Here is a 15896-nt window from a genome sequence, read left to right on the forward strand (position 1 = left end):
AGAATAGCAAACGGCGGAACAGGGATACAGGCGACGCCGATGACAGTTTGATGGATTCTCATGCCGGTTTTTGCAGGTATACCGGATTATGATGACTTTGACGCCCTCACCTGCGCAGCTCCACAGGCGGAACCCCCCAATATTTCCGGAATACACGCGAAAAATAGCTGACATCCTTGAACCCAGTTTTTGCAGCGGCTTCGTACACCTTGAGCCCGTTTTCCAGAAACGTTTTGCCGCGTTCCATCTTCAGTTTCCAGACGTACTCCGAGAAGGGGTGGCCGATCTCACGTTTGAACAGCCGGCTCAGATGGGACGGATGCACGTGCAGCCGCTCCGCCACCTCGTTTAAGGACAGCTGTCGATCAAGCTCGCGCTCCAGGATATGTATGACCTCTTGGATAAGCGGATGCACTACCGACTCGGACGACCGGTGCATGTAACGTACCAGGTGGCCTGCCAACGTCTCCAGCAGCGCCATCCCCTGCTCTTTCGTGGCGATCGACTGTAAATTGAACATGGCCGCATAATCCTCGCCGAACACCTCGACCGCCAGCCAGCCGTTTTGTGAAGCTTGGCGGGCGAGCAGCAGGCAGCCTTCGAGCAGATGCATACGCCATTCAACCTCGGCGGAAGCCGCTAGCTTGGTCCGGCTTGCCCACCACTGCCGCAATGCGTCCAACGCCTCGGCATGTCTGCCGGCTTTCCACGCCGCCTCAAGCCGCTTCTCAAATTCCGCGGCGGAGACGGCTTTCCTTGCTGTCGGCGTAATCGCTCTTCTGACCGCCGCAGCGGGCGCAGCCGACGGGATCAGCGCCTCCACGCAAAGCTCCGCCTCGGCCACCTCCCAGTCTTCAATCAGAAGTCGCAAGGTTCCGCGCAGCCGGTCGAATTTCCAACTTCGGCCCGCATCCGGCTTTGAGCGCTTCGGCTGCATCGGAAGCCGGACGCCGTTCAGCGAAAGCCGGGTCGGCTTGTCCCGGACGTGTACGATCAGCTCGTAGTCACGTTTTGCAGGCAAACCCGCATACAGGCCGGCACGCGGTTCGATCCGCACCTTCACCGATTCGGCGGTTTCCTCGCAATACATGACGGTCACAGCGACCTCGCCCTCCTTGTATCCGAACGTGACGCCATCATCCTCATACATCGCAAATTCGCTGCCCCCGTTCGGATAAATATGAAGCGCGATGCGCTCAACCGGCGTCTGCCCGATATTGTCTATATCCGGCCACATCGGGAGAATCGCTCCCCCGCGGACAAACAACGGCCCGCCAGCGTCGTCCGGCAGCTGGCAATCGATCCGCTTCGGCCCTTCGTGCGCTTCTCCCGTCCAATAGTCGAACCAGCGGCCGGCCGGCAAATATACGCAATCGGTATAAGCTCCGACGAGCAGAGACGGCCCCAGCATATATTGATGCAGCAAATCGCTGCACGCGGGATCGTCTGGAAAGTGCAGCGGCATCGCCCGTAAAATCGGCATTCCGGTTCGCGCGGCTACATGGGCCGCAGAATAGATGTAGGGCAGCAGACGGTAGCGAAGCCGGGCGTATGTTTTGAATAATTTCCTCACGCCTTCCTCCAGAAAAGCGGGGTGGCGAAAATACGCCCAGCTGTTGATCTGCGACCATGGCTGCAAAAAGCCGAAATGAATGCCTTCCTTCGTATGAATAAACATGTCGCAGGTCGTATGGACGTGCCCGCTCATGCCGTGATTGAGCATGGAGACGAGCGCCTCCTTGTCGTTGCGCGATTGTCCCGCCCACGTGGCTGCGTATTGCTGAATGCCTGTATAGCCGGCGAGTGTATACATCATAGGGCGTCTTCCCGTCTGCTCCAAATACCCGGTAAACATCTGCTTGGCGAGCAGCACGGGGTACAAATTGTGCATCTCCTCGTCGCTCATACCGTTGGCCCACTGCCGATTGGGGTGATTTTGCAACTGCCGGCTGCCGATTAATTTAAAAGAAGCCGTCCCCTGATCGACAAACGGCCGCAAATGCGCGTACCAGGGCTCCGGCGCTTCCCCGTCTACACGCCCGCCTTCGCGGAGCTCGAATTCTTCGTGAGCGCTCAGATCGTAGTCGCAGTACAGCAGCAGACTGAGCTTGAAGCCGTGGCTTCGCAGCGTGCCGATAAACGTATGCGGTCCGGTAAGCGCCGATTTGGGCGTATAAAACCGCTCCGGGTGCCACGCTTTAACTGTGGAATGATCGTAGCTCCGTTCCATCCACCCCCCGGCCAGCCCGATCATATCGCAAGGAATGCCCTCCAGGCGAAAACGGAGAGCGTCGTCGACAACCTCTCGTGCGTTAAGCGTATCGTGGCTAATAAAGGTCAAGCCGTATGCCCAGATCGGCAGCAGTGTCGGTTTGCCGGCTATTTCCGTATAGCTGTCCAACAATTCGCCGAATCCGCTGCCTGCAAAAAGATAACAATCAAGTTCCCCTTGCGGTCCTTCGACAAGCAGTTCATCATTCTTGGCAGCCCCCAGATCAAACGTATGTCTGCGCGTCGTATTCATCAGGAGCGCCCAGCCTCGGCTGCTCATCACGAACGGAATCGGCGCGTATGCCGAAATATTGGTTACCCGCATGTCCGAAGTCGTCCCGCGCTTCTGCAACCGCTCCCGAGTCACATCCCCGAGACCGTACAAGCTCTCCTCCGCGGCGAGAACAAAACGTAGCTGGAAGCCGCCTTCCGGCCTGAAGCGGGGCGGCTCCGCGGTATGGGTAAGCTCCGTCCCGACTGCATCGCGCAACAGCAAATTCCCGTCCCGCAGATCGACCGCCAGAACGGCTTTACCGGTATCCAGCTCGACCGAGTCGTTCAAACGCCGGATCGCGTATCTCCCCCCGCTGCCGGGCTCGCGCAATATGCCGTAACGGATCAAAGGCGGCTCTGCGAACGACGTTGAATCGTTCAGACGCACGCGAAACGTGCCTGCCGCCAGAACTTCAACGTGCATCCAGTTGCCGCCCGGCAGTTCGAATTGCAGAGATGAATCCGACCAATCCATCGTACCAGTCCCCCAGAATCGAATGAATGTTCTTTTTTCCTATCTGCATCTTATCATACTACCAGACAGGTATCATCAAAATACATGAAGCGCTTACAAATCGTCATTTAAGTACATGACAAGCGCATAAGCCTCCTCTGTTATCCCGACCGGACCGCTCTTATACTGAAGCTGTACGCAACAAACCAAATCAGAGGAGGCATAACGATGCGTAAGAAAGGAGCAATGGCTTTGATCCTGTTGCCGCTAGCCATGGTGCTTGGCGCATGCTCGCAAAACAATGGTTCGGCGGACGACAACGGTGCGCGGACGCCCGATTCCGCTATCCAGGCGGACAAGAAGGAGCCGGTCGAACTGGTCTTTTATTACCCTTCCGCCAACGACTGGACCGCGGATACGTTCATGGACACATTCGGGGAGCCGATCAAGAAAAAATTTCCGCATATTACGCCCGTATTCATGCAATACGGGAAAGGGACGAGTTTGCCCGAACTGCTGGCGGCGGGCCAACGGATCGACATCTATTTCGGCTCGCCGGGGGCGACTAGAACGCTGGAGGACCATCGGCTCCAGTACGATATTATGCCTCTCATCCAAAAGTACAAATACGATCTGGATCGGTTAAACCCGGGACTTGTAAGCGTAGCGAGAGCATTGGCGCACGGCGGTATGAACAGTCTGCCGGTATACGTGCCCCCTTCGGCCATTTATTACAATAAAGACATCTTCGACAAGTTCGGAGTCGCTTACCCGAAGGACGATATGACTTGGGATGATCTGTACGAGATCAGCAAAAAGCTGACGCGCACGGACAGCGGTATGAATTATCTCGGCCTGACCGCTCCGGTCGGCACGTTGAATCCGCTGAACTCGCTCTCTTTGCCGCTAATCGATCCGACAAGCGAGAAGGCTAACTTTCAAACGGACCCGTGGAAGTCGTTCATCACGAATATTTCCCGGAATTTTATGCTGCCGGGCTACGACAACGATTTAAAAGCGCTCGATGTCGGGCGTCAGCGGAATTTCTTCTTCCAGGAACAGCGCGCAGCCATGTGGATCGCCCTGACGAACCTGCACAAGCAGCCGGAAATCACGAATGCGCTAAATTGGGACATCGCCGCCATCCCAACATTCAAGGAAGCTCACGGCGTCGGCCCCCAGGCGTATCCGACCTTGTTCAGCATAACGGCCTTGACGCCCCATCCCGATGAGGCGTTCGAAGCGATCGCTTATTTGACATCGGACGATTTCCAGATGCAGCAGTCCCGTGCAGGCATGATGCTGCCTGTCCTACAGAACCCGGCGTTCCTTCAGGCGTTTAGCCAGGATTCGCCGCTTTACAAAGGCAAAAATGTGAAGGCGCTGGTCCCTGCCAAATACGCGGATTCGATTTCGTTCACCGCCTACAACGGGTACGGGACGACCGGGCTGCTCAACGCGATGATCGATTATGTGCTCAAACAAAAAGACATCAACACGGCGCTGCGCGAGGCAACGGAATTCACCAATCAAAGCATTCAAACGGCCAAATCGGGAAAGTAGTCCAATTATAAAACGAAACGGAGTGCGAAGTTTATGAATCCCATCGAACCTATCGAAACGAAAACGATGAGCAGGAGAACGCTGGTCGCATCCATGGGTATGGCCGGGGCCGGCATGCTGCTCGGACAGTTCTCCCCCGTCCCCCGCGTCGCGCATGCCAATCCGCTGCCGCTGGAATGGAACGTCGTGACCGATTTCGGCGCCGTCGGAGACGGAACGACCGACGACACGTCGGCAATCCAGAGTGCATTAAACGCGACCGCAACCGGCGGCACCGTCTATTTCCCGATGGGGACATACCTGATTTCCTCTCAGCTTACGGTTAGCAACAAAGAAATTCATCTGTTCGCGACCGGGAAGGCCGTGATCAAGGAAGCGTCCGTATTCGGCATCCCCATGCTGAAGCTGCTCTATGCACACGGCTCTACGGTAACCGGCTTGTCGTGCGATGGCGCGGAGACATACGCCGGTTTTGCCGGCGCGAGCAGCTTGTTCAACGCCTTTATCCAGTTGGACCGCTGCAACCAGGCCGTCATCACCGGCTGCTCTGTGAAAGACAAAACATATCCGTTCCTGCTGTCGGTCTGTCAGGAATGCCATGTGACCGACTGCTACGTCGTCGGGTTCTTGAACGCCGGCAAGGCTGGCGCCAATTATTGTTCCTGCTGCTATATCAGCGGCGGATCGAACAATAGCGTACGCGGGCTTGTCGGCAAAGATATGGGCTCCGGCATTCTTGTCGGCGCTGAAGGAACCAACCATCATATCAGCGATTGTTATTTTGAAAATATGTGGGACAATGGGGTCTACGTATCGTCGGGCAAAGGGAATCTGATCGAACATGTCACCGTCAAGCAAACCGGGGGCTCGGGCATCAAAGCAAGAGGGCATCGGCATATCGTCAGTAACTGCCATATTCAGGATTGCCTAATCGGATTTACGATAACAGGGAACGGCGCGACGCCGGACAGCCTCGGCTACAATGGCTACGGCACGATTCTGGAAGGATGCGTGGCGGAACATTGCCGAAGGGACGGCGTGCTGATGAACGCCCAGGACGGGTATCTGCCGCGGAATATCAAGATTGTGAATAATACGTTTATCCATTGCGCAACGGAAGGCGGCGGATATGCGGGCGTGCGCATGACCGCCGGGGTCGACACCGAGGTGTGCGGCAACACGTTCCACCATTGCTCCGGCTCGTTCGGCATTTTGATCGTCGGTCCGTTGTCGGCCCCGGTCAGCGGATTGAAAATCATGAACAATTTCGTGTCCGAGACTCGGGAGGGCATCCGGCTTCAATACGTAACGCACAGCGTCATTACCGGCAACCATGTCCGCGATATCGACACGTACGGCATTCAGTTAATCAATTGCAATAATAATATAATCTCGAGCAATATCGGGCAGGAGCAGGTTACTTCCGGTTTGCTGCGTTGCCTGACGGCGGACGGAAGCTCCAACAATACGATTATCGGCAACCGGGCGACCTTGATGGACGTCAGCCGGGAAGCGAACATACTGATCGGCAATTTGCCGGACACCGTCAATTTCACCGACGACATTACGGGTACGCCGCTTTACGCCGGGCAACAGGCGATCGTATCGGGCAACCTGTACATGGCGGCCGGCTCCACATCTTCGACAGACTGGAAGCAGATCAGCTAACCTTCATGAAACATTCGCATTTATAATACAATATTCAGTTCCATCGAAGCAGCGTTCCCCGATCGTAATCACTCTATCGGTCGGGATTTGTTTTCGTGATGAATCTATCGAACTAACGACTTACGTCACGTTACCAGCTGGCACACTGGTTTCCAATCGCGGTACATACGTCTCCACCAAACAAAAAGCCGTCGAATTCCTCGGCGGCTCTTGTATATCTTTTTTATATCATTCAGCTGCTTGACAGGTGAATCTACGAGTAGCGGCCAGAAACGCCGCTTCCCGATGTTTGGCATGCTTCGGTATCGTCCAGAAGATCACCTGCGGTTGAGGCCCAACCTCCGATGCCCCTGCGGAGAACACCGGATAAGTCGCTGCATCCCAATTCATAGCCGGCACGAGAGGCAAAATCCGCCAAATGCGCATCGCAAAAGCAGCCTCCCCACAGCAGCGGGCGATGATTGTGAAACCGGAAATCGTCCTCGATCCAAAGGCAATGAGGTTCAAGCTCCGCATAAGCGGCGGGCGGGGACGAAACTGATTGGGGGAGGAACCGGTCCATCTTTTGAATTGTCTGGAGAAATGGCTGACGGTGGCAAAGCCGAGTCTGCGGGAGACTCTTCGCCCACTGTCAGTTCCCCTACGCCTTCCCAGCAGTAACACAGCTCGAATAAATGATGATGATGCCTGGGGATACGACCAGTCCGCCGACTTCACCCCGAATTGGCAGCCGACAACCTGCAGCGTATGGCTCGTATTGGAAATGCTGATCTCCATGCTCACGGAATCCCCTTCTCCGAAACGTATCAACAAGCAGCCGGTATAGCTGAGCAAAAACAGCCGATCGTTTTGACGGCTGCCTTCGAGTTTGTATGGATCTCTCGCATTCGTGTAAGCCCCGTTAGATCCTCGCGAACGTGATGTAATCGATTTGGGCAGGCTCTGCCGATTCGTTCCGAAGTGCCCGGTTGATCTGTCCCCGGTGATATTGCCCGTGCAAGAGGACCTGTGACAGGATGTCCCGGACAGACGTCCGGAACGGAACCCCGCTCTGGTTCGCATAGTCGATCATCTCGTCCAACGCGGACTCCTCGAGTCCTTCGATATAGACTCGATATAACTCGGCGTTATCTTCGAACATCGTCCGGATCGCCGCCAGATCTTCCGCTTCCTCCCACAACGAATATGGCGCGTTGCCCTTGCCCTGCAATCGGGACAACCAGACTCGCTCCGCGACCGCAACATGCCGAACCAGCTTCAGAAGGTCCTTGTTCTTCGTCTCACTCTCCTCGAGCGCATCCAGGATGCGTAAGTTCGCCCAGTACAGGTGGTCCATCATACACTTGATCGTTTTCATTTCGATCCTCCCTCTCCGTCTCATCGATTATTGGAATTTGCTATTATCCTATGCTCATAGCGATAGAAATTTATAGCAGCGGCAGGTCGATCGACAACTCACAACCGACCGGTTCGCCTTCGGCATCGGCGGAGGATCGGATATCCACTCTTCCGCCCAGCAGCTGCACCCGTTCGATCATGGACGACAGCCCGAAGCCGGGAACGGCCGAGCCGTAAGGCTCTCCATCGCTGACCAGCCGAAACATCAGCATCCCGTTGGACGAGCGCAGCGAGAATCGAACGCGATTACACTTGCCATGGCGTGCGCCATTGGTCAATCCTTCCTGCAGCGCATGATACAATACCTGCTCCGTCAACCTGCCCGGCTTCGTATTCGAGGACAATGAAATATCGGTTTCGATGGCGATTTCCATCGTATCTTCCGTATATTGAATCAGCTCGCGGAGCGCCGCCTCCAGTGTCATCGTCTCCGCATCATCCGAGCGGATCAGCTTGACCGCCCTGCCGACATCTTCCATCCCTTTCCGCATAAGCCCGCTTAGCAACTCCAGCTTATCCCACGGAACGCGGTCTTGTTGTTCCGCAATCTTCTTCGCCGCTTCCAGTTGGACGATCGCCGAGGTTAGCGTGTACCCGACCGTGTCATGGATTTCATACGCGATTCGGTTGCGCTCTTCCAGCACCGCCACTTCTGCAAGCGTCTCCGCCTTCTCGCGAAACGACGAGGCCAATGAGCGGCTCGCTTTCTCCAGCGCGGCCACCCGCAGCTCCACCGTCTGTTCCAGGCTGTGCCGCAATTGCGCTAGCTCTTGATTTTTCAGGTGCAGCTCCGCCGCACTTCGTTTCGCTTCCTGGCGAAGCAGACGCATCCGGATCGAGATCGCCGCCAATCCGCACACGGATACGGATATGTTAACAAACCCGACGTACGGCAAACGATCAGATAGTTGGGAATGTAAGCTTAATGCTTCAGACGCGAGACTTACGATCCGATACGGATCAAAAAGTCCCGTCGGGCCGAGCAGATACGCTGTGCAAGCGATCGCCAGCCACACGATCGGGCGCCTGTGGTCAGTCGGCTGAAGATCGTTATCGGCGTGAATCGCTTGCAGCGACCATAACAAGAAGGCGAATCCGGCATATACCGTGACCACGTTTCCATCCAGGACAGGCACTCCGAGCACCGGAGGCAGCAACAGCACAGCGATTAGAGCAGCATGCGCGAGCCGATCCGTCCGATCCTCTGCGGCTGTGGTAAGCAGTTTCTGCTCCAAATTCCCCTTCCCTTTGATTCCGATATCGTATAAGGTCATTTGTTCATCACCTCGACTTCATCCATCATACCGACGGTCCATTCCCGACCGCAAGGGTCCCATTCCCGGGAGGGCTGGGAATTTTGCAGAGGCGGCCGGGAGGTTGCAGATTCAATGGAACCGCTTTGATATTTTGGATGATGCAATCGGGTGGAAAGGACTATTCATAGGGTAGAACAAAACGGACGGTATTCGAATTCGTCGAAGGGGGTGATGATGTGTATATTCTATCGTTCACAAGAACTGCGTTGCAGCAAATGGTTTACGAATTGTTCGGGAGCTTCGCTTTCAATAACGATTTTGTTAAATTCATGCTCTTTCAAATCAAGAATGACTACTTTACTGGCATCACGGTAAGATATCAAATGTTTCTTTCCATTAATGACGAAAACCCCGCTTTTATAAGTTAAAGCAGAAATGCCGGTTCTTTTTATCGCAGTTAAGGGAAACTCAAAAGCACCCGCCTGCATTTTATCAATCGATGTGTACGGAATTTCAATTTTGTTTCTCAAGTTAGCGATGGCTGCCCAGCCTGAAAAATTCAAAATAAGAGCAAAATCACCCAATGCAGCTTGAATACTCATTATCGAATCCGCCTCCTTATTTGTGTGATTGTCCTTTTGATTTCTGGGGAATAAACATCCCTGCAAACATACGGGGAGTGCGCTCGGGCGTCGGTTCGTTCTGGATCGCTCTTTCGATGTAGGTATTAATCGAGTCGATGAGCTCCTGAAACTCGTCATTCGTCAAATGCATAGGCGCAAACCAATATCCGAATCCATTCTCTTTGTATTGGCTTGGGGGATTTTCCGTAATATACGAAGTCGCAAGCTGAAGCAAATTAGCATGGAATGCGGAAAAATGCCGCAAATGATCTTCCTGTGAAGTGACTTCGGATTCCTTTTCCGAAATCTGTATATGATCTTTCTTCACCGAAAATACCCGTTCTTCCGTTCCTTTCACGTTGTTCGTATCAACTACTTCGATCATATCCGCTTCGATCAACAGATGAATGTGGCGATACAACGTCGCTTGTGGAACATCGCCAAGCTCTACCAACAGTTGTGCGGCCGTCAGCGGTTTCCCCAGCATGAGTTGTTGGATAATCCGCATTCGGATCGGATGAAGCAGCAGATCCGCTTTTTTTGCCATTTCATGGACCTCCAACATTATCATTTTATATAATGATAATATAACAAATCCTCTTCGATTTCAACCATTTCACTGGACCGTAATTCCCGATCTTGTTACAGCTCCGCACCGCCTTCGATCTAATTCGTAAACGGATCGGGTGACCGGCCTAGCGCAGCAACCTTCTTTGTTCACCTAGAATACAAAGTTTTTCAACTTTCCCCAGTCGCATTTGTCGCTGCACCTCCAAATTTGGTTTTAGTTGAAGAAAGTGAACATTAATTTAATGCGCTTTCAAGATGGATGCCGTCGGAAATGAATTTTCTCTGCTGTGATTCGTATCCCCCTCCTTGACCGGTCCCCTAAAGCGTAACAAAACTTAATTTTGCCCACAATTAGCAAACAGGACATGTTTTCCAAAAGCGTGTCCGGAGCAGTCGAACGATGTCGCTACGTGCGGCGCGGGTAGAATCACGCGCAACACAGCAAAGCCTGCCCGCATAACGGCACGGGCAGACTTGGTCACAGGAGGCGTCGAGTTCCTCCATTTTTATACGTTTGCTCGGTTGAATCAAGCGGTAAGCGGCGATTCCGATTCACTGTCTCTGTTGTGCTGCTTCATCTTGATCATATCGTTTTTATTGGCGGTGCAGGTCTGCTGCTTCATGCGCGGATATGGCGGCATCAAACAACTCAACTTCACGAATTTTACCTGAAAAATGGGATTGCGGCCCTTTGCCCAGCACAAGCGGCGTACGGCCCAATTCACTGAGTTTCGCCGGGTCAATCGGCGCCGAAGATACAAGTACTCCATCCAGGTACAGAGAGATGCGCTCCAGATCATAAGTGATCACGGCGCGATGCCACCCGTCTGTCACAGAACGATCCAGTGTCACAAGCGGATCATTTCGCAAGCTCCAAACTTTGCCGCCAGGCAATGTGCCCGCATAAAGCTCGCCGCCATATACAGCCATCGACCATACCCGGCGGTAACGAATGTCCGGATTTTCCGGTTCAAGGACGCCGGACAGCGTCCATTCGCCATCTCCGGCATAGCGGTATACATGACCGCCTGGCAATGTACCGCCGTACAGCTTGCCGTTGAACATGGAGATCCCCATCACTTCCAGCTCAGATCCCATCAACCCGTAATTGCTCCATTGTTTGTCTCCCTCATAGCGCAGCATGCGCGCTTCCGGCCAGACCCCCATCAGCAGGTCGTTATGGTACACCGCAAAACAATAAACTTGATCGCATTTTTCTACTTTTCCTTCATACACCCAGTCTTCATCCAACGTGCGGCTGTACACACCTTGGAGCTCGTTGCAACCGATATACAATCGTTCCCGGTAAGTCGCCAAAGTCATGGTCCGCGTCTTTCCTTCCGGTCCTGGCGCACCCAGATCCTCACATCCCCCAGTTTCATCATAAGCATACACGCCCGGAGTATAAAAGGACATCGCGATCAGTTTGCCCTGATAAACTACCATCGAAGCAACACTATCTGAACCGGGAACCTCAGCGAACAACGACCACGTACGACCGCCCTCATATCGGTAAATTTTGCCGCCCGGCTCCATATTGGGCGACTCCGGCAGAGCAGAGCCGGACGCTTTGTAACGCATCGTACTCGCATACAGCTTGCCTTTGTACTCGATTAACGACCATACCGAATTACTGTCATCCGGATTGCCGCAGTCGATCCACTCGTCATTCTCGCCCAGTTTGTATACCCTGCCTTTGTTGTCGCGCGCATCATCGAACACTCCGGCATACAGCCATCCCTCATACACGCATAAGGTACAAATCATACGGCTGTTGCCCGGGGTGCCTCGATCCTGCCACTGCTCTGCTGCCGATTCGTGCAAGCTCCAGCCAAGCTGCAAGTTCCGCCAGTTCGGTTGAGTGGAAGTGACCCCTGCCTGCGTCAGCACGGACAAATGCCAGCCGGCCATCTGCTCCTCCGCATACCGGCTGCATATTCCTCCGGGAAGCGTTCCTTTCTCATCATGAATTTCGAATTCCATGGAGAGGGTGAAGGGATGGGCGCCATTCGTCAACTCCGAATCCGGCAGCACAATGGCCGATTGCTCCCCGTCGAAGACGGCTCCGTCCTGGAAATGTACGGCTACCGCTTGCCCGTGATGCTGATGCGTCGAGGCATCCCAACTGTCCTCGCGCAACGGCCAGTACCCGATACGCGCTCTGCTTGTTTTCGTTCCTTTTTGTTCCATCCCGATCATTCCTTCTACAATATTTGGATGTATTCCGGAGAACATGATCCTTCCATCCTGCTCCTGCCTCTATCCTAAATCATGAAAACCGGCAGCACATGCCGAAAATTTGATAACAACTGCCATTTTCCGTTTCAACGGGTCCTGATTTCAGGTTTACAGTCTGATGGATGTGAGGTTTAATGAAGGAAATGCTCTCTGTGAAACTGGCGAATAAGGATGATTCTTTTGGATAACACATTTTATCTGGAGTATCAGGGGGACATCGACGATATTCCGAGATTCCGGGAAACGCAGGAACGGTTTGGCATCCTTCATACGAACGTTTCACGAACCGAACTGCACTATCACGACTATGCGGAACTATCGTACTTCACAGGTGGAAACGGTTACGAAACCATCAATGGCGTCCGTCATCTGCTGCGGCAAGGTACGGTCTCTTTCCTTTTGCCCAATCACATGCACTCGATCTCAAGCGCGCCCGGCCAGCACGTTTCCAAATACTGCTGTCTGTTTGACATTCAATTGGTATTCGGACAACAGGAGGACAGCGAGTTTTCCAGATTGCTTGACTCCATCGGCACCGACTTGCCTTCCTTCCTGGACTTCGAAGGTGCTGAGAATGAGAAAATGAAACAAATTTTCGAATTCTTATTAGAGATTTCCAGCGAACCCGATACTCCCATTCACCGCCATCTGATCCGCACCAAGCTTACGGAAGCGATCCTGAACTACATCCGCAGCGCGAGCCGCCGGCAATCCGATCCGAACCCGCTCGTCGCAGTCAGAAAGTCGGCAGCACGCACACAGCTGTTTTGGCCCGTTCTGCGTTATGTCCATCTCCACTATCGGAAGCCGCTCAGCCTGGAAGATCTGGCACAGCGGTTCGAACTCAGTGTCTCTTATATCAGTTTGTCTTTTAAAAAGTACACCGGCCACACCTTTGTGAAATATATCCATCACCTGCGAATTGAAACGGCTGATAATATGCTGCAGCATACGAATATCAGCATAACGGATATTGCTATGGAAGTCGGGTTTGAATCGTTTCGCACGTTTGCCCGCGTATTCCGTGAAATGAAAGGGATAACGGCCAACCAATTTCGCAGCTTGTCCAAACAGAAGCACGATAGTCATCCGGTTAAATAACGATCGATACAAAGCAAAAAAGTCACCTTACGGTGACTTCAGCTGAATCGTTCTTCGCTGGAACGATCCGAAATCGCCTCAAGGAGTCAACACCAATTCGCGGTTTGCGGTATCCTCGGCTTCGCGCAGCGCGCTGTTCACATCAGCCTGTCCCTCGATCACCTTGTTAAGCGCCGTTTGCAAATACGGTCTGACTTTCGTATCGTGCATCGTACCGGCGAACGGAGGAGCGAAGCTGCTTTTGAAAATGCCTTGAATATTTTTGCCTTGGACGCTCTTAAGATTTTGCCCGTACAGCGCTTTGATGGCCGGATCTTTTAACGATGTAAATCGCCCCCGCTGAGTCATCGTCTTTTGGTTTTCCGCGCCGACCAGCACCTCGATGACCCGGAATGCGTCCTGCTTGTTCGCCCCCAGCGAAGAAACCATCAAATAATGGCCGGTCGAACCTGCGCTTACATTGGGACGTTCGGGAAATGACGGCAATTGCGCCACATCCCAATTGAAATCAGCCGGCGTTCCATACACCGCCTCCAGATTATGAAATCTGGCATCGTAGCTGAACATCATCGCGACACTCTGCTCCTTCATAAAGTGATCCAGATTCGTTCCGCGATTGCCGGGGATGAGTTGGAACTGCGCGATCAGGTTCACCATCCGTTTCCAGCCATCGGTATTGATGCTGACCTTCTTGGTTTCCGGAGAGAAGTAAGGCAAGGTGAGCTGGCTGCTTAGATCGAACAAGCCGGTCATCATCGCCCCGCGGTATTGAACGCCTCCCGTCGTTCTGGAAAACCGCTTGGCTGTCTCCAGGGCATCATCCCAGGTCATGCCGTCCGGCGGATAAGGCACGCCAAAATTGTCGAACAGATCCTTGTTGTAAAAAGTAGCCAGAAAATTCAGCGAAAACGGGATGGCGGACAGCTCTCCCGGCTTGCTGTATTTTCGCACCGTGTCCAGCGGGACCGAATCAAACCGGTTCAAATCCATGCCGCTTTGTTTGACCAACGGAGTCAAATCGGTTGATGTAGCCATTTCGCGGTGAATGGCGATCCGGGAAAACGAAGTCAGGATCAGTTCGGGGAAATTCCCTCCCGTAACGAGCTGCTGCAAGCCTTCATCGCTTTTCGTATTGATCTGCAGCTCCACGGTCAGATGCGGATACTTGGCTTTGAGCGGAGCCTGCACCAAGGTCTGAAATTCCTCTTCGGTCATCGTAGCTCCGTCCTGAAGCAGGCGGATCACGGCCGGTTTTGGTTCCTCCGGCGGCAACACCGTCTTTTCCGTCTCCCCTGCGGTTTTTCCGCAAGCACTCGCCAACATGGACACGCTTAGCAAAATCCCTGTCTCTTTCCAGCCGATTCTCATAAGGACTGCCCCCTTCAACATTTCAATAGGATCTGCGGGTATGTCCTCAGTATAGGCGCCCGGCTTCCCGGCTGCCATCGGCGAAACGGCCATAGCGCTGTTCATTTCAGTCAACTTCGGAATTTGATTCGGTAATTTCCGGGGGAGAACCCGGTTTTCCTTGTAAACAGCTTGCTGAAAAAGGAAGCGTCTTCATAACCGACCGCTTCCGATATGGCCGCTATGGTCTTATCGGTATCGGCCAGCAAACGTTTGGCTTTTTCGATTCGCGTTTTATGAATATATTCAATCGGACTGCAACCGACATAACGGTTGAAATAACGGTTCAGCTGGCGTTGACTAATATGAAACAAGTTGCCCAGAAATGTCATGCTGAGCTTCACGTTCGCATGGCGCTCAATATAGCCGCACACCCGCTGCACCAAAATTTCTCCGGTCGACAGGTTGTCTCCGAAAATATGCCTCTCTTGATAAAACCGGGACAGCAGCACGAACAATTGAACCATCTTGATCTGAATCAGGAGGCGATACCCTTCCCGCTGCTGGTGCAATTCCTGCATCAGATCTTTAAGCACCGCCGTCACGGCGGCGGCGTCCGACCCGCGAAGATTCAGCTTGTGATGGAACCGGGCCTTCTCATCCAGAAACGGCTGGACATAATAAAAATCCATCGACCACATCGCCCGCAGCTCCATCAGCAGCCTCATCGGAATCAGGCTCATCTCGAACAAGCAATTAATGACGACAAGCTCCTCGCCTGCTTTTAACGAATAGCCGTGCGCCTCGCCAGGATTAATAATAAAAATGTCCCCCTCGTGGATTCCGTAGCGAATGTCCTGGAACAAATGCTCGCCGCTTCCTTCCATGACAAACACCATTTCGACAAACTCGTGCAAGTGAAGGTCCGGAAGATCTGCCGTATTATGCCGATTGATCTGGATCCAAAAAGGAAAGTCATCCGGGTGGTCATAAAGTTTCAGCGATTTCCTGCGCAGCATGATCCACTCCTTGTATCAGTCTTGTCCTCCTGACCGCCGCAGGACGAGCGCCTTTCGAATTCCGGTTATGCAGGACGAAGAACCCGCCCCGGACCCGCCGGTACAGGTTCTCCGT

Annotated in this window: 12 protein-coding genes; 3 read left to right on the top strand and 9 right to left on the bottom strand. The window is 53.4% G+C overall.

Going from position 1 to position 15896, the window contains the following annotated elements; translation table 11 throughout:
- Positions 1-106 precede the first annotated feature (106 nt).
- Positions 107-3019 carry a TIM-barrel domain-containing protein gene (locus PV433_RS03935; RefSeq protein ID WP_332070896.1) on the bottom strand — a complete coding sequence of 971 codons (2913 nt, stop codon included), beginning with the start codon at positions 3017-3019 and terminating at the stop codon, positions 107-109.
- A 207-nt stretch (positions 3020-3226) separates the two neighbouring features.
- Here PV433_RS03935 and PV433_RS03940 point away from each other — a divergent pair, with 207 nt between their 5' ends.
- Complete coding sequence (locus tag PV433_RS03940) at positions 3227-4561, top strand: ABC transporter substrate-binding protein (RefSeq protein WP_332070897.1); 1335 nt, start codon at positions 3227-3229, stop codon at positions 4559-4561.
- 33 nt (positions 4562-4594) lie between these two features.
- Positions 4595-6229: a right-handed parallel beta-helix repeat-containing protein gene (locus tag PV433_RS03945; RefSeq protein ID WP_332070898.1), complete on the top strand. Its 1635-nt coding sequence runs from the start codon at positions 4595-4597 to the stop codon at positions 6227-6229.
- A 228-nt stretch (positions 6230-6457) separates the two neighbouring features.
- Here the strand turns inward: PV433_RS03945 and PV433_RS03950 are convergent, their stop codons facing one another.
- The 6 genes from PV433_RS03950 to PV433_RS03975 all read right to left on the bottom strand — a co-directional run bounded on the left by PV433_RS03950 (position 6458) and on the right by PV433_RS03975 (position 12266).
- Positions 6458-7006: an AraC family transcriptional regulator gene (locus PV433_RS03950; protein ID WP_332070899.1), complete on the bottom strand. Its 549-nt coding sequence runs from the start codon at positions 7004-7006 to the stop codon at positions 6458-6460.
- Positions 7007-7130: 124 nt separating this feature from the next.
- On the bottom strand, positions 7131-7586 hold the full coding sequence (locus tag PV433_RS03955; protein WP_332070900.1) for a DinB family protein: 456 nt from the start codon (positions 7584-7586) through the stop codon (positions 7131-7133).
- Between the two features lie 70 nt (positions 7587-7656).
- Positions 7657-8901 carry a sensor histidine kinase gene (locus PV433_RS03960; RefSeq protein WP_332070901.1) on the bottom strand — a complete coding sequence of 415 codons (1245 nt, stop codon included), beginning with the start codon at positions 8899-8901 and terminating at the stop codon, positions 7657-7659.
- Between the two features lie 227 nt (positions 8902-9128).
- Positions 9129-9485 carry a PH domain-containing protein gene (locus PV433_RS03965; RefSeq protein ID WP_332070902.1) on the bottom strand — a complete coding sequence of 119 codons (357 nt, stop codon included), beginning with the start codon at positions 9483-9485 and terminating at the stop codon, positions 9129-9131.
- 16 nt (positions 9486-9501) lie between these two features.
- The gene (locus PV433_RS03970; RefSeq protein WP_332070903.1) at positions 9502-10053 is read right to left on the bottom strand and encodes a helix-turn-helix domain-containing protein; all 552 of its coding nucleotides are present in this window, start codon (positions 10051-10053) and stop codon (positions 9502-9504) included.
- A 617-nt stretch (positions 10054-10670) separates the two neighbouring features.
- A complete protein-coding gene (locus PV433_RS03975) occupies positions 10671-12266 on the bottom strand; it encodes a LamG-like jellyroll fold domain-containing protein (protein WP_332070904.1) in 1596 nt (531 codons plus the stop codon).
- A gap of 228 nt (positions 12267-12494) precedes the next feature.
- On the opposite strand from PV433_RS03975, the gene PV433_RS03980 reads away from it, so the two are divergent.
- A complete protein-coding gene (locus tag PV433_RS03980) occupies positions 12495-13415 on the top strand; it encodes an AraC family transcriptional regulator (protein WP_332070905.1) in 921 nt (306 codons plus the stop codon).
- A 78-nt stretch (positions 13416-13493) separates the two neighbouring features.
- Here the strand turns inward: PV433_RS03980 and PV433_RS03985 are convergent, their stop codons facing one another.
- Entirely contained in the window at positions 13494-14783 is a 1290-nt protein-coding gene (locus PV433_RS03985) for an ABC transporter substrate-binding protein (protein ID WP_332070906.1), read from the bottom strand.
- 110 nt (positions 14784-14893) lie between these two features.
- Entirely contained in the window at positions 14894-15781 is an 888-nt protein-coding gene (locus PV433_RS03990) for an AraC family transcriptional regulator (protein ID WP_332070907.1), read from the bottom strand.
- Positions 15782-15896: the final 115 nt, after the last annotated feature.

This window comes from Paenibacillus sp. GYB004, assembly GCF_036577605.1.
In the GTDB taxonomy this organism is placed as follows: Bacteria; Bacillota; Bacilli; order Paenibacillales; family NBRC-103111; genus Paenibacillus_AB; species Paenibacillus_AB oceani.